Genomic DNA, 26,021 nt, shown 5'->3' on the forward strand with positions numbered 1-26,021 from the left:
ATCACATCGGGAACCTGCCCGCGCAGCAGCAGCAGCGTGTGCCCCGCTGCATTGGCCAGCAGCGCTGCCGACCAATGCAGCTGGCCATCGTGCCGCCGCCCCCAGGCCACCACGGCCATGGCTATCGCCATCATGACCGAGCTGGCGATGACCATGACGAGCACGGTGGGAAGGTGGACTTCAAGAATCATGAAAGTCTGGTGCGTTTTTGGATGCGGGTGCGTGATGTGCGCGTTGCCATTATCCCAGCTTGGTCTGGATCATCGTGCAGCCTTCGCCGGGGCTGCTACGGCAAGGGTTGGGCAGCGAGCGCCCGGTTTCGCCAACCCAGGCCCTGAGAGGTGCCGGCTGCCGGCCGGTATTCGCAGCCCACCCAGCCCGTGTAGCCCAGCGTATCCAGCATGTCCAGGAGATAGGAGTAGTTCAGCTCGCCTTGGTCAGGCTCGTGGCGGTCGGGAACGCCCGCGATCTGGATGTGCGCCACCCGGCCCGTGGGCAGGTAGCGGCGCAGCTTGGTGGCGACATCCCCCTCAACGATCTGGCAGTGGTACAGATCCATCTGCACCTTGAGGTTGGGTGCCTGCACGGCATCGAGCAACTCGTGGGCATGGTCCTGGCGGTTCAGGAAGTAGCGTGGCATGTCGCGCAGGTTGATCGGCTCGATGAGGATGTCGCGCCCCACGCGCGCAGCTTCGGCGGCGGCCCAGCGCAGGTTGTCCACGGCAAGTCCCTTGAGCGATTCGCGCTCGACGCCTGCTGGCACGATGCCCGACAACACATGGATGCGCGGGCAATCCAGCGCCTGGGCGTAGCGCAGCGCCGTCAGCACCCCGGCGCGAAACTCGTCCTCGCGGCCCGGCAGCGCGGCAGTGCCGCGGGCCTGCTGGTCCCACGCGGCAGCCATGGCCGCCAGGTCGGCTCCGCCCGGTGGTGCGTTGAACAGCACCAGTTGCAGACCATGCGCCTTGAGCAGTGCCGCAATGCGGCTGGGGTCATAGGCATAGGGAAAGAGAAATTCCACCGCCTTGAATCCGTCGCGCGCGGCCGCCGCAAAGCGGTCGAGGAACGGTACTTCGGTGTACATCAGGCTCAGGTTGGCAGCGAACTGGGGCATGGTCGGGCAGGTTGTACAGCGGGGCTGGCCGCGCAGCCGGGGAAGCGAAGCGTAACCGAGGGCACGCCCCGTGCTGTGGCCATGGCCGAGAACCTCACAACACGAGTCCCTGGCTTCGGCGGGCGACCCCATCGAGCGGCCTGCGCCAAGGCGTGCTAAGCGCGCTTGAAGTGGAACACCGCAGTGCCCGCCCGCGCGTTCGGCAGCCAGCGCACCTCGCGTCCGTCCTGCAGCCCAAAGGCATCGAGGATGCGAAGGTGGTTCTTGGTGGCCAGCGCCTCGAAATCCTTGTAGGTGCCCACGCGGATGTTGGGCGTGTCGTACCACTGGTACGGCAGGCGGCGCGTGACGGGCATGCGACCGCGCAGCACCGACAGCCGGTTGGGCCAGTGCGCAAAGTTGGGAAAGGCGACGATGCCCGTGCGGCCCACGCGGGCGGTCTCGCGCAGCATGGTTTCGGCATTGCGCAGGTGCTGCAGGGTGTCGATCTGCAGCACCACGTCGAACGAGTCGTCGTCGAACATGGCCAGGCCTTCGTCCAGGTTGAGCTGCAGCACCTGCACGCCGCGCTGCAGGCAGGCCAGCACGTTGGCATCGGCAATCTCCACGCCGTAGCCGGTGCAGCCGCGTTCGCGCTGCAGGTAGTCGAGCATGGCGCCGTTGCCGCAGCCCAGGTCAAGCACGCGCGAACCGGCGGGCACCAGGCGCGCCAGCGCCTGCATGGCAGCGGTCTCGGTCATGGCTGAAACTCCTTGGCAATGCTATTGAAATAAGAGCGCATCACAGCCATGTACCGCGCGTCATCGAGCAAAAAAGCGTCATGACCGTGGGGTGCGTCAATCTCGGCATAGCTCACGCTGCGGCGGTTATCGAGCAGGCCCTTGACGATCTCGCGGCTGCGTTTGGGCGAAAAGCGCCAGTCGGTGGTGAAGCTCACCAGCAGGAAGCGCGCCGTGGCCCCCGCCAGGGCTTGGGTAAGGTTTCCGCCGTGGTGCCGCGCGGGGTCAAAGTAGTCGAGTGCGCGGGTGATGAGCAGGTAGGTGTTGGCGTCGAAATAGTCGCTGAACTTGTCGCCCTGGTAGCGCAGGTAGCTTTCGATCTGGAACTCCACCTCTTGGGTGCTGTACAGGTACTCGCGCAGGTCCGACGACGGCGCATCGGCCGGGGCGACGCCACCTGGCTCCACCGTGGCCGCCACGGCTGGGGCCCGCAAGGTGCGGCCGAACTTCTCGTTCATCACGTCGTCGCTCAGGTACGTGATGTGCCCGATCATGCGGGCAATGCGCAGCCCGCGCTTGGGGATCACGGCGTGGCGGTAGAAATGCCCGCCATGGAAGTCGGGGTCGGTCACGATGGCGCGGCGGGCCACTTCGTTGAAAGCGATGTTCTCAGCCGTGAGGTTGGGAGCGCTGGCCACCACCACGGCGTGGCGCACGCGGTCGGGGTACTGCAGCGTCCAGCTCAAGGCCTGCATGCCGCCCAGGCTTCCGCCCAGCACGGCGGCCAGTTGCCGCACCCCCAGCCGGTCCAGCAGCCGGGCCTGGGCGGTGACCCAGTCCTCCACCGTGACCACGGGAAAGTCCGCGCCGTACACCTCGCCCGTCTCGGGATTGGTGTGCATGGGACCGGTCGAGCCAAAGCAAGAGCCCAGATTGTTCACGCCGATCACGAAAAAGCGGTCGGTGTCCACCGGCTTGCCGGGGCCGATCATGTTGTCCCACCAGCCCTCGCTTTTGGGCTGACCCGCATACACGCCCGCCACGTGGTGCGATGCGTTGAGCGCGTGGCACACCAGCACGGCATTGGAGCGCTCGGCATTGAGCGTGCCGTAGGTCTCGTACGCCAGGTGGTAGTCGCGGATGGACGCGCCGCTTCGCAGCGGCAGTACCTCCGGGAAATGCAGGGTCTGGGGCGTGGCAATGAACGACATAAACAGCAGTGTGTAAGCCCCCGTGCGACACGGCCTGCGCGGGCTGCGACCTCTGGCGGAGGCTGCGATCTCCTGCCCGGGGGCGGCCCGATGGCAGAAAAAAACCCGGCGTCGCTAAAAACGAGGCCGGGCTGGAGTGTCGGACGGGTCTTTAGCAGCATTTGTAAAGCGCCCGCAAGCTGTGGCAAATCGGCGCGATGGGCAAATATACCAAAAGCGCCCGCTTTCCCCGTCTGCCGCAGATCAGCCCGCCGGTGCCAACATGGCCCACAGCCCCAGCACCAGAAAGATGATGGCCGACACGATGTGCACTGCACGGATCGGCACGCGGCGCGTGATGCGATCGCCCAGCCACACCACCGGCGCGTTGGCCAGCATCATCCCCAGCGTCGTGCCCGCCACCACCCACAGGTAGGCGTTGTACTGTGCGGCCAGCATCACCGTGACGATCTGCGTCTTGTCGCCCATCTCGGCCAGAAAAAACGCGACCAGGGTGGTGCCAAAGACGCCCCAGCGCGGGCTACCGTTGGCTTCGCCTTCGTCGAGCTTGTCGGGAATCAGCATCCAGACGGCCATGGCGATGAACGAGCCCCCCAGAATCCAGCGCAGAACCTGCGGCCCGAGGAAGGTGGTCACCCATGCGCCCACGGCTCCGGCCAGGCCGTGGTTGACCAGCGTGGCCAGCAGTATGCCCAGCACGATGGGCCATGGCTTGCGAAACCGGGCGGCCAGCACCAGCGCCAGCAATTGGGTTTTGTCGCCCATCTCGGCAAGCGCGACGATGGCGGTAGAAACGAAGAAAGCTTCCATGGGGCAGGGTCCTTGCAAGGCCGGACGACTTGAAAACGCATTGACTGCACCCCGACTCCGGCCATGTGGATCGGCATGCAGTCAATGGTCTCGCCCAACCTGAACGCCGCATGCGCCATAGGCCGCGTGTGGACCCAAGTGTGTTGACGCATGCCCCGGCGCTTCGCGCGCCGGGCGGGCTACTCCCCAAAGTCAAGTCCATTTTAGCCCTTTGACGCCCCCGCAAGGCATGACGCATCGGAAACACCCTCAGAAATAAAACCCCACACCCTGCATAAAGTGATTGATAATATGTTCGCTTTTCTGCTTGCAGAAGGGCAGCCAGCTCAGCGGTGTATGGTCAGTTTCGCGTCTTTGAAGTCGTCACAGGTTTGTTGATTGCGTCGGGCTCCATCGCGGTTTCATGTTTTTCTAGGAGTCCCTCATGGGCAACAAACTTTACGTGGGCAATTTGCCCTATTCTTTCCGCGACGAAGACCTGCAGCAGACCTTCAGCCAGTACGGCTCGGTCGGCAGCGCCAAAGTCATGATGGAACGCGACACCGGTCGTTCCAAGGGGTTCGGCTTTGTCGAAATGGGCAGCGATGCAGAGGCCCAGGCAGCCATCCAAGGCGTGCATGGTCAAAATTTTGGTGGTCGCGACCTGGTGGTCAACGAAGCCCGTCCCATGGAGCCCCGCGCTCCCCGTAGTGGCGGCTTCGGTGGTGGCGGCGGCTATGGCGGCGGTGGTGGTGGCTACGGCGGTGGCCGCAGCGGCGGCGGCGGCGGTTACGGCGGCGGTCGCAACAGCTACTAAGCCTCGTCTGTCCACCAGCCCTTGGGGGCTGACAGCGTCACAAAAGGAGCCTTCGGGCTCCTTTTTTGTTGGAGCGACATCCCTGCTGAGGTTCCCTGAAGCTGTGTTAGCGCTTGCTTTTTGTGCAAAAGTGTGGCGCATAATGTTTCGGCGGGGATGGCTCCGCTAAAAGTTTGCGGTGATCCGTCAGTTTCGCGCTGAGAGCGTCATTGAGATTAGCTGGCTGCGTTTTCGGGACTCCATCGCTTTATCCATGTGTTTTTGAGGAGTCCCTCGATGGGCAACAAACTGTACGTCGGCAACCTGCCGTACTCTGTGCGTGACGGCGATTTGGAGCAGGCTTTCGGCCAGTTCGGCGCGGTGACCAGTGCCAAGGTCATGATGGAGCGCGACACCGGCCGCTCCAAGGGGTTTGGCTTTGTGGAGATGGGCAGCGACGCGGAAGCCCAGGCAGCGATCAACGGCATGAACGGTCAGCCGCTCGGCGGACGCAGCATCGTCGTGAATGAAGCGCGTCCCATGGAGCCACGTCCACCCCGCAGTGGTGGTTTTGGTGGGGGCGGCGGTTACGGTGGTGGTCGTGGCGGTGGCGGTGGCTACGGCGGCGGATATGGCGGCGGCGGCGGCCGTGAAGGCGGTGGCGGCGGCTACGGTGGCGGCCGCGGCGACGGTGGTGGCCGGGGTGATGGCGGTGGCTATGGCGGCGGTGGCCGCGGCGATGGCGGTTTCCGCAGCCCCTACGGCTCGGGGCCGCGCAATGGCGGTGGCGGCGGCCGTAGCGGCGGTGGCGGCGGTTACTGACCCCCTCATGCCGTGTGTCGACTCGGCGCCCATGATCTCGGCGCGGGACTGGGCTCCATCGGCTGTTTGATCCAGCCCATCTGATCCAGCCCATCAAGCCCCAGCCAGGGGCTTTTTTTTGGTCGCAGTCAGTGCGGCAAACCCTGCCATCGGTGGATGGGCACGGTTGGGCCTGACCCGAACGATGGTTGGAACAAAGCTCCGGTCTCGCTCCAGCTCACCGGCAACCACGGCCTGTTGGCCGCATCACTGGGCTTCTCCCTGCCGGTGTTTTCGGGGGCGCCCCGCCAGCAAACGGTCGAACACTGCGTTGGGCAACATGCGCAGCAGCTTGGCCACCACCCCCATTTGCCAAGGGATTACCCGGTAGCTGGCCCCTGCTGCAATGGCTTGAAAGGCGCGGTCTGCAAAGTCGTCGGCCTGCATGAGAAACGGCATGCTGTACCGGTTCTGGCGGGTCAGCGGGGTATCGATATACCCCGGGGAAATGGTGACCACCCGCACGCCGTGGGGGCGCATCTCGCCACGCAGGCTTTCGCAATAGCTGATGACCGCAGCCTTGCTGGCGCAGTACGCCCCATGCCCCGGAAGCCCCCGAATACCCGCAACGCTGCCGATGCCCACCAGGGTGCCAGCGCCGCGCTGCACCATGGGCCCGACAAAGGGGTGGAAGGTGGCCGCCAGGCCGATGTTGTTGGTGGCAAAGGTGCGGGCCATGACCTCCAGGTCATCCCGGATGGCCGTGTCCATGCCCACGCTGATGCCTGCGTTGGCGATGACGACGTCCGGCACGCCCTGCCGGGCCATGCACTCGCGCGCAGCGTTGACGATGCTGTCGGTCTGTGCCACATCAGCGCTATAAATTGCATAGCTGTCAGGGCTTATTCCACGTGCGGCGGTCCATGTTTCTACTTCGGAAGTACGCCTGGCGACGAGGGCCAGGCGGTAGCCGGCGCGGTGATACCGCAAGGCCAGCGCCTGGCCAATGCCACTGGACGCCCCGGTGATGAAGACGAGGGCAGGGGTCATCACATGGCTCCGGATCAGGGGGTGAATTGAATCGGTGAGCCGCGGCCACCGTGCGGGGCAGGCTACTTGCCCGGGCCGGGCTGCAGCACGCCGCGCACGCGGCCGCGCAATTGCATGACCTGGTTCAGGTTGTCGTAATCCATGCCATCGGCGGTGAACTGATCGTTGCCACGAATGAGGATCACCGGTTGGTCCGATCGTACCCGCTCGGTCTTGGTGTAGGCGTGAAGGAACTCGCTGCGGAACTCCATGCGCGGCTTTGCGGGGGCTCCTGGCCTGGCCGGGAGGGGCTCGCGCGTGACCACGGCATTGCCAAAGAGCTGAACCTCCGAAGCATCTGCGTTGGTCAGTGCGCGGTCCGCTGTGGCCAGGGTGCGCTGGCCTTCACGGGACACCGAGCGTATGCGTGCCTTGTCGATCTCCAGGGTGTCGGTGTCCGGGTAGTGGCGGGCGATGTCGCCCTGCACTTCGCTCTGAAGCCGGCCTGTCGCATCAAACGACTTGAGCGAGAACGACGTCATGAAGTAGTCGGGCTGGTGGTTCGCTTTGCGCTCGGCCTGCGGCGATACTGGAACGGGCGCATTGCGCACCAGCCACCAGGTGCCCAGCGCGAGCAGCCCCATCAGCAGGACAGGCAGATACAGAGAGAACCGATCCCAGGCCTGGCGAATCATTCGCACGCGAATGGCCTTTCCGCGGCGATGGGCGGATGCGCCAACCACCATCCGGTGAACGCCTGCTCAAGCGACGCTGGCAGCCTCATGCCAGGTAAGGCGCCAGCAGCGCAGCGTAGCGGCCTGTCGAGGCCAGCAGCAGGTCGCACAACTCTCGCGCTGCCCCCTCACCGCCCCGCGCCTGGGTGACCAGGTGGGCCACATGGCGCACCTCCACCTGGGCGTTGGCGGGTGCGCAGGCCAGGGCGCTTCGGCGCATCATCGGCAGGTCGGGCCAGTCGTCGCCCATGGCGGCGGCCTGGCCCCAGTCCAGGCCCAGATGGGCCAGGATCTGCTCGGCGGCAGGGAGCTTGTCTTCGGTGCCGAATACCGCGTGCTCCACGCCCAGCGCCTTCAGGCGCAGGCGCAGCGGCGCGGAGTCTCGCCCTGAAATGACCGCCGGGGTGATGCCCGCGTGCTGCAGCAGCTTGAGTCCATGGCCGTCGAGGGTGTTAAAGCGCTTGATCGTCTCACCCGTCTCGCTGAAATACAGGCCGCCGTCGGTCAGCACGCCATCGACGTCAAAAAACGCAACCCGCACGCCCTGCGCCCGCAAAAGCAACTCGGGGTCGCACCGGTAGGCGGGGCAATGGTCTGGCGAGGCTGCGCGGGTGTTCGTGTCTGCCATCAGATCACCTTGGCCCGCATCAGGTCGCCAATGTGGACCACACCCTCCAGGGCGCCCTGGGCGTTGACCACCAGCACGCTGGTAATGGCGTGGGCCTCCATCATTTCGGCGGCGTCCACGGCCAACGCGTCGGGAGAAATGCTGCGCGGACAGGGGTGCATCACGTCAGCGGCCCGGGCCGAGCGCAGGTCTGCTCCCGCTTCGATGCACCGGCGCAAGTCGCCGTCGGTGAAGATGCCCAGCAGCTGGCCGGCACCATCGACGATGGCCGAAGCACCCAGGCTTTTGGCGCTCATCTCGCGCATCAGCTCGCTGAACGATGCCTCTGGGGCTACGCGCGGAATCTGTTCGCCCGACCGCATGACATCCCGCACATGCGTGAGCAGCCTGCGCCCCAGCGATCCCCCAGGATGAGAGCGCGCAAAGTCTTCCGTGCGGAATCCACGTGCGTCAAGCAGCGCTACGGCCAGCGCATCGCCCAAGGCCAGCTGGGCGGTGGTGCTGGCCGTGGGCGCCAGTTGCAGCGGGCAGGCCTCGCGCTCCACACCACTGTCGAGCACGATGTCGGCATGTTGCGCCAGGGTGGACTGGGGCCGCCCGGTCATGGCCACCAGGGTTGCCCCCAGTCGCTTGATCACGGGCAGCAGCGAGGTCAGTTCATCGACCTCGCCGCTGTTGGACAAGGCCAGTACCAGGTCGATGGACTTGATCATCCCCAGGTCGCCGTGGCTGGCTTCTGCCGGGTGGACAAACATGGCCGGTGTGCCGGTGGAGGCGAGCGTGGCGGCAATCTTGCGGCCGATGTGCCCGCTTTTGCCCATGCCCATCACCACGACCCGTCCGCGCACGGCCAGCATGGCCTGCACCGCACGCGCAAAGGAATCGTCCACCCGGGCCTTGAGGCCCAGCACGGCCGCGGCCTCGATATCCAGGGTTTCGCGGGCCAGACGAAGGGCCTGTTCGGCATCAAAGGGTGGAGACGCGGCAAGCGACAGATTCATGCGCCGATTCTATCGACGGGCTGCCAGCAAAGCTCTGCATCACGCCCTACGGCCTGCGCGGGCGCGGGCCCGGGTAGTCCTCGGCCGTTGGCGTTCGGCCCTGCTCGGATAGGATCGAGCCATGTCTTCCCTCGCCCTGACCTTGCTCTACTTGCTGGCCGCTGTGCTGGGCGTGGTGGTCTGTCGAAGCCTGAAGCTGCCGCCCATGCTTGGTTACCTGGCTGCGGGGGTGCTCATCGGGCCGCACGCTTTGGCCTTGGCGCAGAACTCCGAAGGTGCGCGCCATCTTGGCGAGTTTGGCGTGGTGTTCCTGATGTTCGCCATCGGGCTGGAGTTCAGCCTGCCCAAGCTGCGTGCGATGCGCCGCCAGGTTTTCGGACTTGGTCTGCTGCAGGTGGTCTTCACCATGGTGGCGGTTACCGGCGGGGCGCTGCTGTTGTCGCGCTGGTTCGGGGGCGTGTGGGAAATGGGCTGGCAGACGGCGGTGGCACTCTCCGGTGTGATGGCGATGAGCAGCACCGCCATCGTCGTCAAGCTGATGGCCGAGCGCGCGGAGCTCGAGAGCGAGCACGGTCGGCGCGTGATGGGGATCCTGCTGTTCCAGGATCTTGCCGTGGTGCCGCTCCTGGTGCTGATCCCGGCGTTGGCCACCTCCGCCGATCAGCTCTTGCCCGCGCTGGGTTGGGCCCTCATCAAGGCGACGGTGCTGGTGGGTCTGCTACTGACCGGCGGGCAGCGGGTGATGCGCTGGTGGCTGACGCTGGTGGCGCGGCGCAAGAGCGATGAACTGTTCATGCTCAACCTCCTGCTGATCACCCTGGGGATGGCCTGGCTGACCGAGCTGGCGGGGCTGAGCCTTGCGCTGGGTGCGTTCATTGCCGGCGTGCTGGTGTCTGAAACCGAATACCGTCATCAGGTGGGTTCGGACATTCGCCCTTTCCATGATGTTCTGCTGGGCCTGTTTTTCATCACCATCGGCATGATGCTGGATTGGCATATCCTGGTTGATCGCTGGGGGCTGGTGCTGATGCTGTTGACCGTGCCGTTGGTGCTCAAGCTGGTTTTCATCCTTGTGCTGGCGCGTGCCATGGGCGCAACCACGGGCGTTGCATTGCGTACCGGCCTTTATCTGGCGCAGGCTGGCGAGTTCGGTTTTGTGCTGCTGGCCCTGACGCAGCGTAACGGGCTGGTCGAGCCGGCACTGATGAATCCCATCCTTGCAGCCATGGTGCTGTCGATGCTGGCGACCCCTTTTCTGATTCTCTTTAGCAATCGCATCGTGATGAAGCTGGTCGCCAGCGACTGGTTGCAGCAGTCGTTGCAGATGACGACTATCGCGCGCAAATCCATCAACGCCAGCAAGCACGTCATCATCTGCGGCTATGGCCGTTGCGGCCAGAATCTGGCGCGCATGCTCGAGAAGGAAAGCATTGCCTACATGGCGCTTGACCTGGACCCGGACCGTGTCAGTCAGGCCGCTGCGGCAGGTCATTCCGTGGTGTACGGCGATGCCACGCGACTGCAGGCGCTCATGGCCGCCGGCCTGGTGCGTGCCAGTGCGGTGGCCATCACGTACACCGACGTGCCGGCTGCGCTCAAGGTTCTGTCCAATACCCGCAGCCATGCTGCGAACGTGCCGGTGGTGGTGCGCACCCAGGACGACCAGTATCTGGAGCGACTGCGGGAAGCCGGCGCGACCGAGGTGGTGCCGGAAGCCATCGAGGGCTCCCTCATGCTCGCCAGCCATGCCCTGGCCCTGGTGGGCGTCCCGATGCGCCGCGTGCTTCGCCTGGTGCAGGATCAGCGCGACGCGCGCTACAACCTGCTGCGGGGCTACTTCCACGGTGCGGACGACGATACAGTGTTGGAGCGCGACCAGGAGCGGCTGTCCACCATCAATCTGCCCCCCGACTCGACCGCCATCGGCCAAACGCTGGGTGAACTGGCGCTTCCGGCGATGGGGGTACAGGTGGTCAATCTGCGGCGCGCCAACGGGCATGCAGGCTCGACCGCCGACGAAGTCCGGCTGGAGGCCGGCGATACGCTGGTGTTGTCGGGGCTCCCTGCTGCCCTGGTGCTGGCGGAAGACAGGCTTCTGCGCGGATAGCCGACGGGATTGTCGGACAGTACACACCCTGATGTGAGGTTCACATGCCGCTTCGGGTCTACCGGATCGCGGCGGTCATTCCGGTACAGGCTCAGTCATCCAGCAGTCGTTCCGGGTTGGCATCGAGTTTGGCCAGCGCCTCACGGGTTGCGCGAACGGTGAGCCCCTCATCATCCTGCGCGACGAGCAACCCGGCCTGCACATACGCAGCCAGCCTGCGCAACTGAATCAGGTAGCTGCTGCCGTCCACGGCCGCAAACAGGTGCAGTTGTTTGCGCTCGCTTTGCCAGACATACTGAACCTGGGCGGAAGCGCCGTTGTGGTCCAGGGTGTACCAGGCGCCCGGCTGCAGTGACTGGGCATAGGCGATCATGGCTTCGTCCACCGGCGCACCGTTGTCGGCCACCACATGGATTGACGAGGCGTCAATGCCCAGCATCATCTCGATGTTGTCGGTATTGAGTGGCATCTCGCCGAGCGTCGCATCGCTCATGAAGTCTTCGAGGTTGGCCAGGCGCTTGGCCATTGCATCGATGTGGTCCTGAGGGATCGACGCGGTCTTGGACAGGAAGGCATCGGCCAGCGTGTCCGTCAGGCGCTTGATTTGCGCGTCCTGAGCGGCATCGTTGATGCCCATCAGTGCCAGACCCTGGCGCAGACGCTGCAGAAGCCCGGGCAGGTTTTGGATGACCAGTGCCCGGTCGGTGCGATTGGGCTTTGCGCTGGCGGCCCAGACCAGGTCCGACGCGGCTCGCTTGTAGGCCAGGGTGTCGGCGTGCTGTGCGCCTTCGCGCACGGCTGACAGGGCCAGCACCTCTGCCCAGGTCTTGAACAGGAAGTCGCGAATGTCGTCGCGCACCGGCATGTCGCGCAGCATGGTGCGCAGCTCGATGGTGTACTGGATCGCCAGTGTTTCCCGCTGTTCTACCTGTTGTGCCACCGAGACCAGGCGGGACGTGGACTGATTTTCCATGAGGAACTTCGAGAGAAATTTCTCGAATTCGTCGTAGACAAGCTGGAACACGCGGCGTCCGGTCTCGGGGTATTGCTCGATGACCTGCACCACACGGCGGATCTCGTTTTCGAGCGCGCTTCCGTTGATGCTGGTGGCATCAAACCCCATGACACATGCCCCCATGCGGTCGATCAGCTGGCGCGCAGGATGGTTGATGTTGCTGAAAAATTCAGGCTCGGCCAGAGCGACGCGGAGCACGGGTACCTGCAGGCGCGCAAACCACACGCGCACCGCAGGCGGAATGCGATCCTCGGACAGGATGCTCTGGAACATCAGTGCCACCACTTCAATGATGGCTTTCTCGCCCGCAGTGGAGGCCTTTTTCTTGAGTTCAGTAGAGCGCTCGCGCACCGCACCGGCCACTTGCACCACTGCCGCGGGGCTGTAGTCTTCAACTATCTTGCCCACGCTGCTGTAGTGGCTGTCGGCCTGGATGCGCTGCGCCGAAAGCGCATGGGCCAGCGCTACGGAGGCGGGCGGTGCGTTCACCATGTCGAATCCCGTCGCTGGTTGCGTCAGCAGCCGACTCAACTGGCCCATCACCCCGTTGGCACGCTGGCGGGCACGGGCCAATGGCGTCATGCCTGGGGCAAAACCTGTGGGCCTGCCCTGCTGCACATACCCCTGCGCCGTGTGCCGGGGTGGGTAGGGCGACGGGAACGGCTGCCCTTGACCGGCGCTGCCGGGAGGACCGTAGGGATACTGGCTTGCCGACATGTGGTCTCGCGAATGAGCCAGTGCCTGGGATGCAAGACCGCCTGCAACCGATTCCATCCCGGTGCGTTGTCTGGTACCTGTTGGCAACACGCCTTCGGACGTGCGCTTGACCACGGGTCTGAGCTCTTTGTGGGTCGTAAGACCCTGCTCCGCATAAAACGCGTTGACCGCCTGGTACTGCTTTTGAAGGATGTTCGCCAGCTCGCGCTGGAGAGGGTCGATCACGGTCTGGAGATCGGTGCGCGGCATGCCTGTCGCGACCCACTGTTCTACGAGCTTCAGGCAGATCGACTCTGGGCGCAGGATGTCGCTGGCATCCAGCTCCTGGCCTTCCAGTGACTGGGTGCGATGCCGCACAGTATCGAACTGTGGGCCCACCTGCTCGATGACCGCCAAGGCCATTCGGGACGCGACGATCTTGTCTTCCACCACGTCGTCGCTCAGCAACTCAAACTGGTTGCCCGCGACAGTGGTGACAAGCCCCGTTCCGGACGAACTGGAGTGGGGGGCGAGGCCTTCGCGCCAGGATTTGGCGGTGCGCTCGGTCCAGGATGTGTGGTGTTGCTGGTAGAGCACCCACGCGTCCCGTCTGGCCTGCAGTTCCCTGGTCGTGCCAGGCTGCTCCATCAGAGAGGTCAGGAAATCCAGGACGGTCTTGTCGAGCGCTGCCAACTCGGCGCATACCCCTTCCACGAACCTCTGGCGCGCCTGGCGAGCCAGACGGCGCTGAGAAGCGGAAGACGGGTCAGGCTGCATGGGTGAATATTAGCGCTTCAGACGGTGGCTCCGGCATGCGGATCATTGGGATCGCCGTCTTTTCTGACGGGTTTGATCAGATCTTCGCGCTTGACCCCCAGCCACATTGCGATGGCAGCGGCCACAAACACCGACGAATAGATGCCGAAAACAATGCCGATGGTGAGCGCCAGTGCGAAGTAGTGCAGGCTGGGGCCACCAAAGAAAAGCATCGACAGCACCATGGCCTCGGTCGAGGCATGCGTGATGATGGTGCGGCTCATCGTGCTGGTGATGGCATGGTCGATCACCTCATGGGTGGTCATCTTGCGGTATTTGCGAAAGGCCTCGCGGATCCGGTCGAAGATCACGACCGACTCGTTGACCGAGTAGCCCAACACGGCCAGCACGGCGGCCAGCACGGCCAGCGAAAACTCCCACTGAAAGAACGCAAAGAACCCCAGGATGATCACCACATCGTGCAGGTTGGCAATGATGGCGGCAATCCCGAACTTCCACTCGAAGCGGAACGCCAGGTAGATCACGATGCCCACCACCACCATCGCCAGCGCCATCAGGCCGCCGTGGACCAGCTCCTCGCCCACCTGGGGCCCGACGAACTCGGTGCGCCGCAGGGTCACCTGCGGATCGGCGGCCTTGAGCGCCGAAAGCACCTGCTCGCTTTGCTGCGCTGAGGTCACGCCCTTTTGCACAGGCAGGCGGATCATCACATCGCGCGCCGTGCCAAAGTTCTGGACCTGAACCTCGGGGTAGCCGAGGGACGACACGGTTTCCCGTATTTTGGGCAGCTCAGCGGGCTGGCTGTAGGCCACTTCCATGACGGTGCCGCCGGTGAATTCCACCGACAGGTGCAGGCCGCGTGTGAACAGAAAGAACACCGCCAGGGCGAAGGTGATGAAGGAGATCGCGTTGAAGATCAACGCGTGCTTCATGAAGGGAATGTCTTTCTTGATCCGGAAAAATTCCATGATGTCTCGTCCTTTGATGGAGTCCTCAGCAGGCGGTCAGGCGCGACACCGCACGCACGCCGAAAGCCGGGAGCTCCATGGGTCTTCTTCCGTCGTTATTGCGACTTTGCGATGGCACCGGTGTCTGCATCGGGCTTCCAGACTTGGCCGATGGATACGCTCTTGAGCTTCTTTTGGCGCCCGTACCACAGATTGACCAACCCGCGCGAGAAGAACACGGCAGAGAACATGCTGGTCAGGATGCCAATGCAGTGCACGACCGCGAAGCCCCGTACCGGCCCCGAGCCGAAGGCCAGCAGCGCCAGGCCCGCAATCAGGGTGGTGACGTTGGAGTCCAGGATGGTGGCCCAGGCACGCTCGTACCCGGCGTGAATGGCCGCCTGCGGCGATACGCCACTGCGAAGCTCCTCCCGGATGCGCTCGTTGATCAGCACGTTGGAGTCAATGGCCACGCCTATGGCCAGTGCCATGGCGGCGATGCCTGGCAGCGTGAGGGTGGCTTGCAGCATCGAGAGCACCGCCACCAGCAACAGCACGTTCACCGCCAGCGCAACGCTGGAGAACACACCAAACAGCGTGTAGTAAAAGCACATGAACACCGCGATGGCCACCAGGCCCCAGACGACGCTGTTGATGCCGCGCTCGATGTTGTCAGCGCCCAGCGTGGGGCCGATGGTGAATTCCTCGATGATCTCCATGGGGGCGGCCAGCGATCCGGCGCGCAGCAGCAGCGCGGTGTCGTTGGCTTCCGCCGTGGTCATGCGGCCCGAAATCTGCACCCGACCGCCTGCAATTTCGGTGCGGATCACCGGCGCTGTGACGACTTCACCCTTGCCTTTTTCGAACAGGACGATGGCCATGCGCTTGCCCACGTTCTCCCGGGTGATTTCCTTGAAGATGCGCGAGCCCTTGGCATCCAGCGTGAGGTTGACGGTGGGCTCCTGCGTCTGGCCGTCAAAGCCGGGCTGGGCATCCGTGAGGTTTTCGCCGGTCAGGATGACCTGCTTTTTCACGATGACCGGCTGGCTGTTGCGGTCCAGGTAGCGCTCGGAGCCAAACGGCACCGGGCCTCGGCCGGTTTCTGCGGCACGGCCCTCGGTGCCTTCGTCCACCAGGCGGACTTCCAGCGTGGCCGTGCGGCCCAGAATGTCCTTGGCCTTGGCGGTATCCTGCACGCCCGGCAGCTGCACCACGATGCGGTCCAGGCCTTGCTGCTGGATCACGGGCTCGGCCACGCCCAGTTCGTTGATCCGGTTGTGCAGCGTGACCATGTTCTGTTTGAGCGCCTGCTCCTGCACCCGGCGCGTGGCCTCGGGCTTGATCGACGCGCGCAGACGGAACTCGGAGCCATCCGGGGTGCTGGCCACCTGCAAATCGGCAAACTGGTCGGCGATCAGGTTGCGGGCAGCCGTCAGCGTGGCTTCGTCGCGCACCTTGATGTCGATGGTTTGCCCGTCGCGGCTGATGCCGCCGTGGCGGATGCTCTTGTCGCGCAGGGCGGTGCGGATGTCGCCCGCGTAGGACTCGGCCTTCTTGGTCAGGGCGGCCTGCATGTCCACCTGGAGCATGAAGTGCACGCCGCCGCGCAGGTCCAGCCCGAGGTACATCGGGTTGGCATGCATCGCCTTGAGCCATACCGGCGAGCGCGACACCAGGTTCAGCGCCACGATGTACGAGGGGTCAGCGGCGTCGGGAATCAGCGCTTTCTGGATGGCGTCCTTTGCCTTGAGCTGGTTGTCGGGCGTGTCAAAGCGTGCGCGCACCGAATTGCCTTCCAGTGCCACAAAGTCCGGCGCAAGGCCTGCGGCCTTGAGCGTGTCTTCCACGCGCTGCTGCACGGCCGTGTCCACCTTGATGGTGGCCTTGGCCGACGACACCTGGACCGCCGGGGCCTCACCAAAGAAATTGGGCAGGGTGTACAGGGCCCCCACCAGCATCACGATCACCAGGATCGCGTACTTCCAGACCGGATAACGGTTCATTGTTTACGCCTTTTCCACGCGCTGCGGGCTGTTGCCACGCCAGGGCCACCCCCCGCTCGGCCGCGCTGGCTGCACACAAGGCAGCAGCAAGGGCAGGCCTGCTGGCGCAGGGGGATGCTCGTTGATTACTTGATCGAACCCTTGGGGAGGACCTGAACCACGGCGCTGCGCTGCAGTTGCACCTCGACGCCGTTGGCGACTTCAATGTGCAGGAACCCTTCGGACATGCGTGTGACCTTGCCGAGAATGCCGCCAGCCGTTGCCACTTCGTCACCCTTGGTGATGGCTTCGATCATGGCGCGGTGTTCCTTTTGGCGCTTCATCTGCGGGCGGATCATGACGAAGTACAGCACGACGAACATGAGGACCAGGGGCAGCATGCCCGTCAGGGATGACATGACGTCACCACCCCCAGCGGCTGCGGCAGGGGCGGTCTGGGCGAAAGCGGAAGAAATAAACACGGACTGGACTCCACAACGGATGTTCAAAATGCACACAACCCGCCAGCGGCAGGCACCCAAGCGCCTGTCGGGGCAGAACAGGACATTGTATGCCGCGCTCCACTTGGGGCCCCAAGGGGGAAGACCCAAGGGCGCAGCGGGTGTTTGCGGCCCCCGGTCTGCACAGGCGCAGATGGGCGTTCTGCTAGATAAAAATGCCCTGTTACGCCTGATGGGTAAGCATTTACAGCTCACTAATTGATAGCAATAGCCCGCGCTTCACGCGGGCCCTTTGCAGCCCAAGGGCCGTGCGGGGCGGTCTGCGCTTCAGGCGGCCTGGCGCTGTACTGCGCTTGCCTTGCCGCTGCGCCACTGGGCCATCAGACGACTCCATTGGGGGCGCACGGCCCGCAGGTGCCGCTCCTTCACGTGGCCATAGCCCCGGATTTCTTCGGGGATGCGGGCGATCTCCACCGCCAGCGCCAGGTTGTCTGCCGTCAGTGTGGCCAGCAGCTCATCGATGCAGGCGCGGTACTCCACGATCAGCGCGCGCTCCATGCGGCGCTCTTCGGTCTTGCCAAAGACGTCCAACGCTGTGCCGCGCAGCCCCTTGAGTTTGGCCAGCACGCCGAAAGCGCTGCGCATCCACGGCCCAAACGGCTGCTTGATGAGTTCGCCCCGGTCGTTTTTCTTGGCCGTCAGAGGCGGCGCGAGGTGGTGCACCAGCTTGTAGTCGCCTTCGAACATGTTGGCGATCTTGTCCGTGAAGGCGGGGTCGGTGTGCAGGCGGGCCACTTCGTACTCGTCCTTGTAGGCCATGAGCTTGAACAGGTAGCGTGCCACGGCTTCGCTCAGTCGGGTGCCGACGGCCAGGCGGGATTCGGCGGCTTGGACCTTCTCGACGAACGCCTGGTAATCGGCTGCATAGGCCGCGTTCTGGTAGCCCGTGAGAAAGTCCACGCGCTTGGCGACCATCTCCGCCAGCGAAGGCTTTTTCACGAACTGGATCACCTGCGATGCGGCAAACAGGGCCTGGACCGACGCCAGATCGTGCGCGCAGCGGCGGCCCCATTCGAAGGCGGCCTTGTTGTTGTCCACCTGCACGCCGTTGAGCTCCATGGCGCGCATGAGCGATGCCAGCGTGAGCGGCACGCGGCCCTTTTGCCAGGCGTAGCCCAGCATCAGCGGGTTGGTGTAGATGCTGTCGCCCAGCAGCTGCGTGGCCACTTGCTCGGCATCCAGGCTGGCCATGTTGGCTGCGCCTGCCGCTGTGGCGATGGCCGCTTCGCAGTGGGCCCCCGGGAACTGCCAGTCGGGGTTGCTCACGAACGCTGCCGTCGGCGTTCGGTGGGTGTTGAGCGCGACAAAGGTTCGGCCCGGTTGCATCACGGCCAGCGTGTACTTGTGCGCCGCCACGATGGAGTCGCACCCGATCACGAGGTCGGCCTTGGCGGTGTCCACCTTGGTGGTGTAGATCGCGTCGGGCCGATTGGCGATCTGGATGTGGCTCCAGGTGGCACCGCCCTTTTGCGCCAGGCCCCCGGCGTCCTGCGTGATGACGCCCTTGCCATCCAGGTGCGCGGCCATGCCCAAGAGCGAGCCGATGGTGATGACGCCCGTGCCGCCCACGCCGCCCACCACGATGCCCCAGGCCGACTCGGCCACCGGCAGCACGGGTTCAGGAATGGGGGGCAGCGACGACAGGTCGCCCTTTTTTTCCTTTTTGGGCTTCTTGAGCTTGCCGCCCTCGACCGTCACAAAGCTGGGGCAAAAGCCGTTCACGCACGAGTAGTCTTTGTTGCAGGTGCTCTGGTTGATGCGGCGCTTGCGGCCGAATTCCGTCTCCAGGGGTTCCACGGACAGGCAGTTGGATTTGGTGGAGCAGTCGCCGCAGCCCTCGCACACCAGCTCGTTGATGACCACGGTTTTGTCGGGCGTGGCCAGGGTGCCGCGCTTTCTGCGGCGGCGCTTTTCGGTGGCACAGGTCTGGTCGTAGATGATGATCGTGCAACCTTTGATCTCGCGAAACTGGCGCTGAATGCGGTCCAGCTCGTCGCGGTGGTGCACCGTCACGCCGTCGGCCAGCGGCACGCCGTCGTACTTGTGGGGCTCGTCCGTCACGATCACGAGCTGGACCACGCCTTCGGCCTTGAGGCTGTGCATGATCTGCAGCACCGAGTGGCCCTCGGGCCGCTCGCCCACCTGCTGGCCGCCGGTCATGGCCACGGCGTCGTTGTAGAGCACTTTGTAGGTGATGTTGGTGCCTGCCGCGATGCTCTGGCGGATGGCCAGCAGCCCGCTGTGAAAGTAGGTGCCGTCACCCAGGTTGGCAAACACATGCGCCTCGGTGGTAAAGGGTGCCTGGCCTACCCAGGTCACGCCCTCACCGCCCATCTGCGTGAAGGTGCTGGTGTGGCGGTCGGGCATCCAGTTGACCATGTAGTGGCAGCCAATGCCAGCCACGGCGCGCGAGCCCTCGGGCACGCGTGTGCTGGTGTTGTGCGGGCAGCCGCTGCAAAACCAGGGGGCGCGTTCACCCGTGTCTGCCTTGAGCTCGGCCATGGCGCGCTCGCTCGCTTCGATGACGGCGATGCGCGCATCCATGCGGGCAATGATGTCACCCGGCACGCCCAGCTTCTTCAGGCGCTTGCTGATGGCTTTGGCGATGATGGCGGGCGTCAGGTCGGCCTTGGCGCGCAGCAGCCAGTTCTGGCTGGGGTTGGGCATGCTCCATTCGCCCCCGGTGGCATCGCCCTCGGGTTCGTCAAACTTGCCCAGCACGTTGGGGCGCACATCGGGCCGCCAGTTGTAGAGCTCTTCCTTGAGCTGGTATTCGATGACCTGGCGCTTTTCCTCCACCACCAGGATTTCCTGAAGCCCCTCGGCAAACTCGCGGGTGATGGTGGCTTCCAAGGGCCACACCACGTTGACCTTGTGTACGCGGATGCCCAGCTGGCGGCAGGTATCGTCATCCAGACCCAAGTCCACCAGGGCCTGGCGCATGTCGTTGTAGGCCTTGCCGCTGGCGATGATGCCAAAGCGGTCGTTGGGGCCCTGGATCACGTTGTAGTTGAGCCTGTTGGCGCGGATGTAGGCCAGCGCCGCATACCACTTGTAGTCCATCAGGCGCGCTTCCTGCTCCAGCGGCGCGTCGGGCCAGCGGATGTGCAGGCCGCCGGACGGCATCACAAAGTCCTCGGGCAGCACGATCTTCACGCGGTCCGGGTCGATGTGGATGCTGCTGGAGGACTCCACCACCTCCTGGATGGTCTTCATGCCCGACCACACGCCCGAGAAGCGGCTCAAGGCAAATGCGTGCAGGCCCATGTCCAGGATATCTTGCACGCTGCTTGGAAAGAAGACTGGCGTGCCACAGGCCTTGAAGATGTGGTCGCTCTGGTGCGCGGCCGTGCTGCTCTTGCTGATGTGGTCGTCGCCCGCAATCGCGATCACGCCGCCGTGCCTGGCGGTGCCTGCCATGTTGGCGTGCTTGAATACGTCCGAGCAGCGGTCCACGCCCGGGCCCTTGCCGTACCAGATGCCGAAGACGCCGTCGAACTTCTTGCTTTGCGGATACAGATCGAGCTGCTGCGTGCCCCACACGGCGGTGGCGCCAAGCTCTTCGTTCACGCCGGGCTGAAAGACGATGTGGTTGGCCGCAAGATGCTTTTTGGCCGCCCACAGCGCCTGGTCATAGGTGCCCAGCGGGGAGCCCCGGTAGCCGCTGATGAAGCCGGCGGTGTTCAGCCCTGCGGCCGCATCGCGCTGGCGCTGCAGCATGGGCAGGCGCACCAGGGCTTGCACCCCGCTCATGAACGCCCGGCCGCTCTCCAAAGCATATTTATCGTCGAGCGTGACGGTCTCCAGCGCTTTGCGGATGGATTCGGGCAGAGGGGCGTTCATGGGTGGCTTCCTGTGGGTTTGCGCGTGCATGCGCGGCCTTGTGGGCCGCATTGCCGCGACTGCAATGGTGTGACTTGCAGTGTAGGGATTGCGGGTGGATATGTGCTTTCGTTGTGATGCCGTATTTACCCTTGTTTCGGAAAGAATCTTTCTTAAAATGGGCGATAAATGAACAATCTTGATAAGTACGACCTTGCCATCTTGCAAGAATTACAGGCCGATGCCCGACTGACCAACGCCGAGCTGGCCCAGCGCGTGGGCTTGTCGGCCGCGCCCTGCTGGCGACGGGTGCGGGCGCTGGAGGAGGCCGGATACATCAAGGGCTACCGGGCCGAGATTGACCGCCACAAAATCGGCCTGGGCGTGCTGGCCTTTGTGCGGCTGGATGCCGACCGGAGCACCGGCAACCTCACCCGCGCCATGGAAGAAGCCATCCGCCAGATCCCCGAGGTGGTGGCCTGTCACTACATCAGCGGCACCGGCACGTTCGAGCTGCAGGTGGTGGCGCGCGACCTGGACAGCTTTTCGCAGTTTGCGCGCGATGTGCTGCTGAACCTGCCCAACGTGAAAGACATGCACACCAGCTTCTCGCTGGGCGAAGTCAAGGCCAGCGGCGCGCTGCCATTGGCGCACCTGGCGCGCAGCCGTAGCTGAGTCAAATGCTATCATTATGATAGCTATAAAACGCCTGCTATCAGGCGGCGGACGCTATTTTGAATCGATTTTTGCCGCCCAGCGGTGCACTCGCTGACGTCGTGCACCGCCGCGGCCATGGCGTGGAATCGCAGCGCTGCTGCCGCCGCGTGCCAGCGGGCGGGTAGCCGCAGCGCAAAGCTTCGTCCACCCTGGGTGGCACCCGGATGGCGCGCCTTGCGTGCTGGCAGACCTTGCCCACGGTCAGACAGACGGGCGCAGCGCGCTTACCGGGGCCACAGCACCCACAGCCTCAGTCCCTGCTTGAGGCGTCCGGCAATGTCGCCGGCCTCGGGCCCCCAGCCCGTGAAATAGTCGGCCCGCACCGCACCCAGGATGGCGCTGCCCGTGTCCTGCGCCAGCACCATGCGGCTCAGTTGCACCTGGGGGCCGCTGGAGGCCAGCCACACCGGCGTGCCGTAGGGGATGCTCTGCCGATCCACCGCGATGGAGCGGCCGGGGGTGAGCGGCACGCCCTGCGCGCCCTTGGGGCCAAACGATGCATCCATGCCCACCAGTGGCTCCTCTTTGAAGAACACGTAGCGTGGATTGGTCCACATCAGCTCGTTGGTGCGCTGCGGGTTGGCCGCCAGCCATGCGCGGATGCCGGGCCAGGTGGCGTCGCGGGTATGACCCTGGTCCAGCAGCCAGCGGCCGATGCTGCCGTAGGGGTGGTCGTTGGTGCCCGCGTAGGCCACCCGCACCATCGACACCGAGCCATCGGGCTCGGTGATGCGCAGGCGACCCGAGCCCTGGATGTGCAGCACCATCGATTCAACAGGATCGCGCAGCCAGGCAATGGCCCGGCCCTGCAGCGCGGCCTGGGCCTCGGGCAGGGTGTCGATCTGCTGTCGGGTGTACCAGGGCTTGCGCGTGCCAAAGCTGGCGGGCAGGCGGTAGATGGGCACCGTAAACCCGTTGCCCGGCAGGCGGGTGCCTTCCATCATGGGTTCGTAGTAGGCGGTGAGCAGGCCGTCGGCGTTGCCGTCGTGCGCTTCCACGCGGTAGGGCTGCAACCGGCCGATGAGCCACGCACGCTGCTCATCGGCCGTGGCAATGCTGAGCTGGCGCACCTCATTGCACAGGGCTGTGAAGGGAGCGGCGGGCCGCTCGCAGCTCTTGATCCAGGCGTTCCACGCCTCGTGCAGCGCATCCTGGGTGAAGCCCGGCAGCTCGGCCCAGCGCACCGGAACCCACCGGCTTTTGGGCTGGGCGATGGGCGGTGGCAGCGGCCCGGTATCCCCTGGCAGCGCTGCGGCCTCGGGCGGCGGCAGCACGCCGCCGGGCGGCGGCGAGGGTATGGCCCCGGGCGGCGTGGGGCTTGGTGGCACAGGGGTCGAGCACGCAGCCAGCATTCCTACAATCAGCCCCGTCAAAACAAGGCGCAAGGGGGTCGATGTCATGGGGCTGATTTTGCTTGAAGCGCTGCTGGCGCTGGTGCTCTTGATTGCCATCGTCTGGTGGACGATGTTTTCAGGGCGCAAGGGCGGCGAGCTTCCCGCACCACCTGATACCACCGACCACGACCGCAAGCCGCCCACGCCACCGGCGACCTAGGAGCCTGTCGGACTTGGAGCGTCGAAAGCGAAAATCGGCCCCAGCGAGGACAGTTTTTGCCGAATTTGCAGCCCCATAGCCGAGCTATGGGGCAAAAAGGCGGTTAAAGATGGACCGCTGCGGTCGATTTGCAGCCGACGATTTCCAAGTCCGACAGGCTCCTAGGCCAGTGGGCGGTGCGGCCTTATCCCCCTGTTTGACTGAATCCCTGACTTGACCGCCGGCCGGCCTGCTCCGGCTGGTGCCGCAACGAAGACTCACCGCCGCTGGCGGCCGCCCCAGGGTGACCTTCGCGTCATGAGGCCCCCCCTTCCTCCTCGCTGCGCAGGATGTTCACCAGTTCCACGGCAGACTTCACCTGCATCTTGTCAAACACGCGCGAGCGATGCACCTCCACCGTGCGCACGCTGATGTTGAGCTGATCGGCAATGAGCTTGTTGGGCAGGCCGGTCACCACCAGGTCCATCACGTCGCGCTCGCGCTCCGTCAGGTCCCGCAGGCGCGCCTGCAGACCTCTGCGCTCGCGCAGAAGTGCCAGCCGCTTGGCGGATTGGGCCAGGGCTTGTTCAACGCGGTCGATCAGCGCGTTGTCGGAAAACGGCTTCTCGCAAAAGTCAAAGGCACCGCGCTTGACCGTGTCCACCGCCGTGGGGACGTCGGCGTGCCCGGTCAAGAAGATCACGGGCATGGTGGCCAGGTCGCCCCGCGAGGCCAGCACATCGAACAGCGCCAATCCACTCATGCCGGGCATGCGAACATCGAGCAGCAGGCAGCAGGGAAGGCGCTGGGGCGGGCGCTTTTGCAGCATGGCGTCAAAGGCCTCCGCGCTGTCAAACGACTCGCTGAGCAGGCGACGCGAGCGCAGCAGCCAGGCCAGTGCCTCGCGCACGCTGGCGTCGTCGTCAACGATGTAAACGGTGGCGTTGGATACGGGTTGCATCAGGCGCTTTGCTCGGGGGTGGCTGCAACGGGCAGGGTAAAGGTAAACACCGTACCACGGGGTTCGTGCGGCGCAAATCCGAGAAAACCACCGTGCTGCTCGATCACCGTGCGGCACATGCTCAGCCCCAGGCCCATGCCTTCGCTGCGGGTGGTGTAAAACGGCGTGAACAGCTTGGCAGCCACGTCGCTGTCGATCCCGAGGCCCAGGTCGGTCACGGTGAATTGGATCCACCCTGTTCGCTGCCCAGAGACCGTCTTGGCTACGCGAATGTCCAGTACGCGCTGGTCGATGTCGGGGTGGTCCATGGCCTGCATGGCGTTGCGGGCCAGGTTCAGCAGCACTTGCTCGACCATGGTGCGGTCGCACAGCACGGGGGGCATGTCGGGCTCCAGGTGGGTTTGCACGCGAACGCCCAGCTTGCGCGCCTGCAGGCTCACCAACGGCAAGATGGCATCAAGCAGTTGTTGGGCAGGCACCGATTCGCGCGCCTGATCCCGCCGTCGCACAAAGTCATGCACGCTCTTGATGACCTTGCCCGCGCGCTCGGCCTGCCGTGCGATCTGGGTGAGGGCCATTCGCACGCCCTCCACATCCAGCCCTGCGGGGGCGCGTGCCGTGTCTGCCGCGTCAGCCGCGTCTGACCCTGCAGGCGCTGCGCTGCCCGGGGCCGTGAGCAGGTTGATGGACCCGGTAGCGTAGCTCGAAATAGCGGCCAGGGGCTGATTGAGCTCATGGCTGAGCAGGGAGGCCATTTCGCCTACCGTCGCCAGGCGGGCCGTGGCCTGCAGGCGTTCCTGCGAGGCCCGCGAGAGTTCCTCGATGCGGCGCTGCTCGCTGATGTCCAGGAACGCGCTCATCCAGCCAGTGTGCTGGCCTTGGGCGTTGATCAGGGGGGCTTCAATGATCAGCACCGGAAATCGCGTGCCATCCTTGCGCATGAACACGGACTCGAAGCCCTCGCGCGGCGGAACCTCCTGCCCTGACAGGCGCACGGCTTGGCGGTCAAGGTATTCGTCCACGAGCTCTGGGGGCCAGTAGGGGGCCGTGACGCTCTGGCCCAGCAGTTCGGCCGCGCTGAAGCCCACCATGGCGCAAAAAGCGGGGTTCACGTAGGTGGTGCGCCCCTGCAGGTCGCGCGCGCGCAAACCGGTGACCAGCGAATTTTCCATCGCCTTGCGGAACGCCAGCGCATCGGCCAGCTCGCGCTCGGCGCGCAGGCGCCTGCGGTTGTCACGCACCAGCACGGACATCACCGTGACCAATGCAATGGACATGGCGGTCACAAGCGCCGTGAGCACATTGGGAAACAGACCGGGCGCTGCATGCCAGGTGTCCATGCGCAGCACCAGCGTATTGCCGGGCAGGTCCAGCAGATGTTGCGAGGTGAACATGCGCGAGCCTTTGCGCGTTGCGCCCAGCACCGCCAGACGCGTCCCGTCGGGTTCAATGAAAGACGCGTTCTGGCGGCGGGTGAGATTGGGGGCCACCAGGTTCAGCAGAATCTCGCGCAGCGAAAACGTGGCCACCACAAAACCGGTCAGCTGGCCGCCGGTGGTCAACGGCAGGCACAAATCCATCATTTCCGAACCCATGCCGTCGCCGTGCGGCTGGAAGTAGCTGGTGGAATAGGCGGGGCTGCTGATCCGACGGGCGTTGGTGCAGGCGATGGCTGCATCCGACTGGCTGCTCTCGCGCAGCCGGATGTCCCGGGCCAGCGGGCGGTACGGCGATTGCTGATGGTGGCGTACGCGCAGGTCCGGGTCACGCCACTCGATGCGCACCAGCTCTCGGCGGTCGCGCAGCAGGTCGTCGGCCGCGACTTCCCACGCCAGCTCGCCCGGGTCGTTGGCGTTCAGTGCCTGCAAATTCTGCAGCGTGCGTGAAAGCGACACGCGGATATCCGCCACCGCATCGGCCGCGTCGCGCTCGAGTTGCGTTTGAACCTGACTTTCCTCGTAGCGGCCCGCCAGCCATACCAGGGTGGCTAGCATCGAAACGACAAGCCCCGCCAGAATCGTCCACAGCGACCAGCGACGCCACGCGCCCCGCCAGCGCTGCAGCCGCGTGCGGCGCGGTGGCGGCGGGCTGGCTGCCTGCACTGTGGCCATGATGCTGCTG

At 64.9% G+C, this 26,021-nt stretch carries 21 protein-coding genes, 1 pseudogene and 1 riboswitch; of the genes and pseudogenes, 5 read left to right on the forward strand and 17 right to left on the reverse strand.

The window, feature by feature from the left end; genetic code table 11:
* From ACK543_RS06870 to ACK543_RS06890, 5 genes and pseudogenes are all read right to left on the reverse strand, one after another.
* Positions 1 to 191 (reverse strand): annotated as a pseudogene (locus ACK543_RS06870) (GGDEF domain-containing protein); the annotation flags it as partial.
* Positions 192 to 286: 95 nt separating this feature from the next.
* The gene (gene otnI / locus ACK543_RS06875) at positions 287 to 1,114 is read right to left on the reverse strand and encodes a 2-oxo-tetronate isomerase (RefSeq protein ID WP_409942105.1); all 828 of its coding nucleotides are present in this window, start codon (positions 1,112 to 1,114) and stop codon (positions 287 to 289) included.
* A 155-nt stretch (positions 1,115 to 1,269) separates the two neighbouring features.
* Positions 1,270 to 1,854, reverse strand: a complete 585-nt coding sequence (metW, locus tag ACK543_RS06880; protein WP_409942106.1) for a methionine biosynthesis protein MetW — start codon at positions 1,852 to 1,854, stop codon at positions 1,270 to 1,272.
* Positions 1,851 to 3,044 carry a homoserine O-acetyltransferase gene (locus ACK543_RS06885; RefSeq protein ID WP_409942107.1) on the reverse strand — a complete coding sequence of 398 codons (1,194 nt, stop codon included), beginning with the start codon at positions 3,042 to 3,044 and terminating at the stop codon, positions 1,851 to 1,853. Before ACK543_RS06885 ends, metW begins: the two co-directional genes overlap by 4 nt.
* A 243-nt stretch (positions 3,045 to 3,287) precedes the next feature.
* On the reverse strand, positions 3,288 to 3,854 hold the full coding sequence (locus tag ACK543_RS06890; protein ID WP_409942108.1) for a TMEM165/GDT1 family protein: 567 nt from the start codon (positions 3,852 to 3,854) through the stop codon (positions 3,288 to 3,290).
* A 16-nt stretch (positions 3,855 to 3,870) separates the two neighbouring features.
* Positions 3,871 to 4,059: riboswitch (yybP-ykoY riboswitch) on the reverse strand.
* A gap of 219 nt (positions 4,060 to 4,278) precedes the next feature.
* On the opposite strand from ACK543_RS06890, the gene ACK543_RS06895 reads away from it, so the two are divergent.
* Together ACK543_RS06895 and ACK543_RS06900 are read left to right on the forward strand one after the other, a co-directional pair.
* A complete protein-coding gene (locus tag ACK543_RS06895) occupies positions 4,279 to 4,650 on the forward strand; it encodes an RNA recognition motif domain-containing protein (RefSeq protein WP_409942109.1) in 372 nt (123 codons plus the stop codon).
* A gap of 276 nt (positions 4,651 to 4,926) precedes the next feature.
* On the forward strand, positions 4,927 to 5,451 hold the full coding sequence (locus ACK543_RS06900) for an RNA recognition motif domain-containing protein (RefSeq protein ID WP_409942110.1): 525 nt from the start codon (positions 4,927 to 4,929) through the stop codon (positions 5,449 to 5,451).
* Between the two features lie 246 nt (positions 5,452 to 5,697).
* Here ACK543_RS06900 and ACK543_RS06905 read toward each other — a convergent pair whose 3' ends face one another.
* From ACK543_RS06905 to ACK543_RS06920, 4 genes are all read right to left on the reverse strand, one after another.
* Entirely contained in the window at positions 5,698 to 6,480 is a 783-nt protein-coding gene (locus tag ACK543_RS06905) for an SDR family oxidoreductase (RefSeq protein ID WP_409942111.1), read from the reverse strand.
* A gap of 62 nt (positions 6,481 to 6,542) precedes the next feature.
* A complete protein-coding gene (gene lptC / locus ACK543_RS06910; RefSeq protein WP_409942172.1) occupies positions 6,543 to 7,154 on the reverse strand; it encodes an LPS export ABC transporter periplasmic protein LptC in 612 nt (203 codons plus the stop codon).
* 85 nt (positions 7,155 to 7,239) lie between these two features.
* Positions 7,240 to 7,821, reverse strand: coding sequence for a KdsC family phosphatase (locus ACK543_RS06915; protein WP_409942112.1), 582 nt, complete (start codon positions 7,819 to 7,821; stop codon positions 7,240 to 7,242).
* Positions 7,821 to 8,822 (reverse strand): SIS domain-containing protein, encoded by a 1,002-nt coding sequence (locus tag ACK543_RS06920; RefSeq protein WP_409942113.1) that lies wholly within the window; start codon positions 8,820 to 8,822, stop codon positions 7,821 to 7,823. Before ACK543_RS06920 ends, ACK543_RS06915 begins: the two co-directional genes overlap by 1 nt.
* Before the next feature lie 121 nt (positions 8,823 to 8,943).
* Between ACK543_RS06920 and ACK543_RS06925 the strand changes: the two genes are divergently transcribed.
* Entirely contained in the window at positions 8,944 to 10,929 is a 1,986-nt protein-coding gene (locus ACK543_RS06925; protein WP_409942114.1) for a monovalent cation:proton antiporter-2 (CPA2) family protein, read from the forward strand.
* A gap of 91 nt (positions 10,930 to 11,020) precedes the next feature.
* Here the strand turns inward: ACK543_RS06925 and ACK543_RS06930 are convergent, their stop codons facing one another.
* From ACK543_RS06930 to ACK543_RS06950, 5 genes are all read right to left on the reverse strand, one after another.
* Positions 11,021 to 13,417 carry a DUF1631 family protein gene (locus ACK543_RS06930; RefSeq protein WP_409942115.1) on the reverse strand — a complete coding sequence of 799 codons (2,397 nt, stop codon included), beginning with the start codon at positions 13,415 to 13,417 and terminating at the stop codon, positions 11,021 to 11,023.
* A gap of 17 nt (positions 13,418 to 13,434) precedes the next feature.
* Positions 13,435 to 14,385: a protein translocase subunit SecF gene (gene secF, locus ACK543_RS06935; protein ID WP_409942116.1), complete on the reverse strand. Its 951-nt coding sequence runs from the start codon at positions 14,383 to 14,385 to the stop codon at positions 13,435 to 13,437.
* A 95-nt stretch (positions 14,386 to 14,480) separates the two neighbouring features.
* Positions 14,481 to 16,367, reverse strand: coding sequence for a protein translocase subunit SecD (gene secD / locus ACK543_RS06940; protein ID WP_409942117.1), 1,887 nt, complete (start codon positions 16,365 to 16,367; stop codon positions 14,481 to 14,483).
* A gap of 125 nt (positions 16,368 to 16,492) precedes the next feature.
* Positions 16,493 to 16,828 (reverse strand): preprotein translocase subunit YajC, encoded by a 336-nt coding sequence (gene yajC, locus ACK543_RS06945; protein WP_409942118.1) that lies wholly within the window; start codon positions 16,826 to 16,828, stop codon positions 16,493 to 16,495.
* Positions 16,829 to 17,134: 306 nt separating this feature from the next.
* A complete protein-coding gene (locus tag ACK543_RS06950; RefSeq protein WP_409942119.1) occupies positions 17,135 to 20,710 on the reverse strand; it encodes an indolepyruvate ferredoxin oxidoreductase family protein in 3,576 nt (1,191 codons plus the stop codon).
* Positions 20,711 to 20,878: 168 nt separating this feature from the next.
* Between ACK543_RS06950 and ACK543_RS06955 the strand changes: the two genes are divergently transcribed.
* On the forward strand, positions 20,879 to 21,364 hold the full coding sequence (locus ACK543_RS06955; RefSeq protein WP_409942120.1) for an Lrp/AsnC family transcriptional regulator: 486 nt from the start codon (positions 20,879 to 20,881) through the stop codon (positions 21,362 to 21,364).
* A gap of 266 nt (positions 21,365 to 21,630) precedes the next feature.
* Here the strand turns inward: ACK543_RS06955 and ACK543_RS06960 are convergent, their stop codons facing one another.
* A complete protein-coding gene (locus ACK543_RS06960) occupies positions 21,631 to 22,872 on the reverse strand; it encodes a murein transglycosylase A (RefSeq protein WP_409942173.1) in 1,242 nt (413 codons plus the stop codon).
* On the opposite strand from ACK543_RS06960, the gene ACK543_RS06965 reads away from it, so the two are divergent.
* A complete protein-coding gene (locus ACK543_RS06965) occupies positions 22,805 to 22,960 on the forward strand; it encodes a hypothetical protein (RefSeq protein ID WP_409942121.1) in 156 nt (51 codons plus the stop codon). The genes ACK543_RS06960 and ACK543_RS06965 overlap by 68 nt on opposite strands.
* A 295-nt stretch (positions 22,961 to 23,255) precedes the next feature.
* Here the strand turns inward: ACK543_RS06965 and ACK543_RS06970 are convergent, their stop codons facing one another.
* Together ACK543_RS06970 and ACK543_RS06975 are read right to left on the reverse strand one after the other, a co-directional pair.
* A complete protein-coding gene (locus ACK543_RS06970) occupies positions 23,256 to 23,900 on the reverse strand; it encodes a response regulator transcription factor (RefSeq protein ID WP_409942122.1) in 645 nt (214 codons plus the stop codon).
* A complete protein-coding gene (locus tag ACK543_RS06975) occupies positions 23,900 to 26,011 on the reverse strand; it encodes a sensor histidine kinase (protein WP_409942174.1) in 2,112 nt (703 codons plus the stop codon). Before ACK543_RS06975 ends, ACK543_RS06970 begins: the two co-directional genes overlap by 1 nt.
* Positions 26,012 to 26,021: the final 10 nt, after the last annotated feature.

This window comes from Acidovorax sp., assembly GCF_046341535.1.
GTDB lineage: Bacteria > Pseudomonadota > Gammaproteobacteria > Burkholderiales > Burkholderiaceae_C > Acidovorax.

What these genes read in the sequence shown, in the direction of transcription:
- otnI (WP_409942105.1), bottom strand. Translation starts at nt 1,114, where the DNA reads ATGCCCCAGTTCGCTGCCAACCTGAGCCTGATGTACACCGAAGTACCG.
- metW (WP_409942106.1), bottom strand. Translation starts at nt 1,854, where the DNA reads ATGACCGAGACCGCTGCCATGCAGGCGCTGGCGCGCCTGGTGCCCGCC.
- ACK543_RS06885 (WP_409942107.1), bottom strand. Translation starts at nt 3,044, where the DNA reads ATGTCGTTCATTGCCACGCCCCAGACCCTGCATTTCCCGGAGGTACTG.
- ACK543_RS06890 (WP_409942108.1), bottom strand. Translation starts at nt 3,854, where the DNA reads ATGGAAGCTTTCTTCGTTTCTACCGCCATCGTCGCGCTTGCCGAGATG.
- ACK543_RS06895 (WP_409942109.1), top strand. Translation starts at nt 4,279, where the DNA reads ATGGGCAACAAACTTTACGTGGGCAATTTGCCCTATTCTTTCCGCGAC.
- ACK543_RS06900 (WP_409942110.1), top strand. Translation starts at nt 4,927, where the DNA reads ATGGGCAACAAACTGTACGTCGGCAACCTGCCGTACTCTGTGCGTGAC.
- ACK543_RS06905 (WP_409942111.1), bottom strand. Translation starts at nt 6,480, where the DNA reads ATGACCCCTGCCCTCGTCTTCATCACCGGGGCGTCCAGTGGCATTGGC.
- lptC (WP_409942172.1), bottom strand. Translation starts at nt 7,154, where the DNA reads ATGATTCGCCAGGCCTGGGATCGGTTCTCTCTGTATCTGCCTGTCCTG.
- ACK543_RS06915 (WP_409942112.1), bottom strand. Translation starts at nt 7,821, where the DNA reads ATGGCAGACACGAACACCCGCGCAGCCTCGCCAGACCATTGCCCCGCC.
- ACK543_RS06920 (WP_409942113.1), bottom strand. Translation starts at nt 8,822, where the DNA reads ATGAATCTGTCGCTTGCCGCGTCTCCACCCTTTGATGCCGAACAGGCC.
- ACK543_RS06925 (WP_409942114.1), top strand. Translation starts at nt 8,944, where the DNA reads ATGTCTTCCCTCGCCCTGACCTTGCTCTACTTGCTGGCCGCTGTGCTG.
- ACK543_RS06930 (WP_409942115.1), bottom strand. Translation starts at nt 13,417, where the DNA reads ATGCAGCCTGACCCGTCTTCCGCTTCTCAGCGCCGTCTGGCTCGCCAG.
- secF (WP_409942116.1), bottom strand. Translation starts at nt 14,385, where the DNA reads ATGGAATTTTTCCGGATCAAGAAAGACATTCCCTTCATGAAGCACGCG.
- secD (WP_409942117.1), bottom strand. Translation starts at nt 16,367, where the DNA reads ATGAACCGTTATCCGGTCTGGAAGTACGCGATCCTGGTGATCGTGATG.
- ACK543_RS06950 (WP_409942119.1), bottom strand. Translation starts at nt 20,710, where the DNA reads ATGAACGCCCCTCTGCCCGAATCCATCCGCAAAGCGCTGGAGACCGTC.
- ACK543_RS06955 (WP_409942120.1), top strand. Translation starts at nt 20,879, where the DNA reads ATGAACAATCTTGATAAGTACGACCTTGCCATCTTGCAAGAATTACAG.
- ACK543_RS06965 (WP_409942121.1), top strand. Translation starts at nt 22,805, where the DNA reads ATGGGGCTGATTTTGCTTGAAGCGCTGCTGGCGCTGGTGCTCTTGATT.
- ACK543_RS06970 (WP_409942122.1), bottom strand. Translation starts at nt 23,900, where the DNA reads ATGCAACCCGTATCCAACGCCACCGTTTACATCGTTGACGACGACGCC.
- ACK543_RS06975 (WP_409942174.1), bottom strand. Translation starts at nt 26,011, where the DNA reads ATGGCCACAGTGCAGGCAGCCAGCCCGCCGCCACCGCGCCGCACGCGG.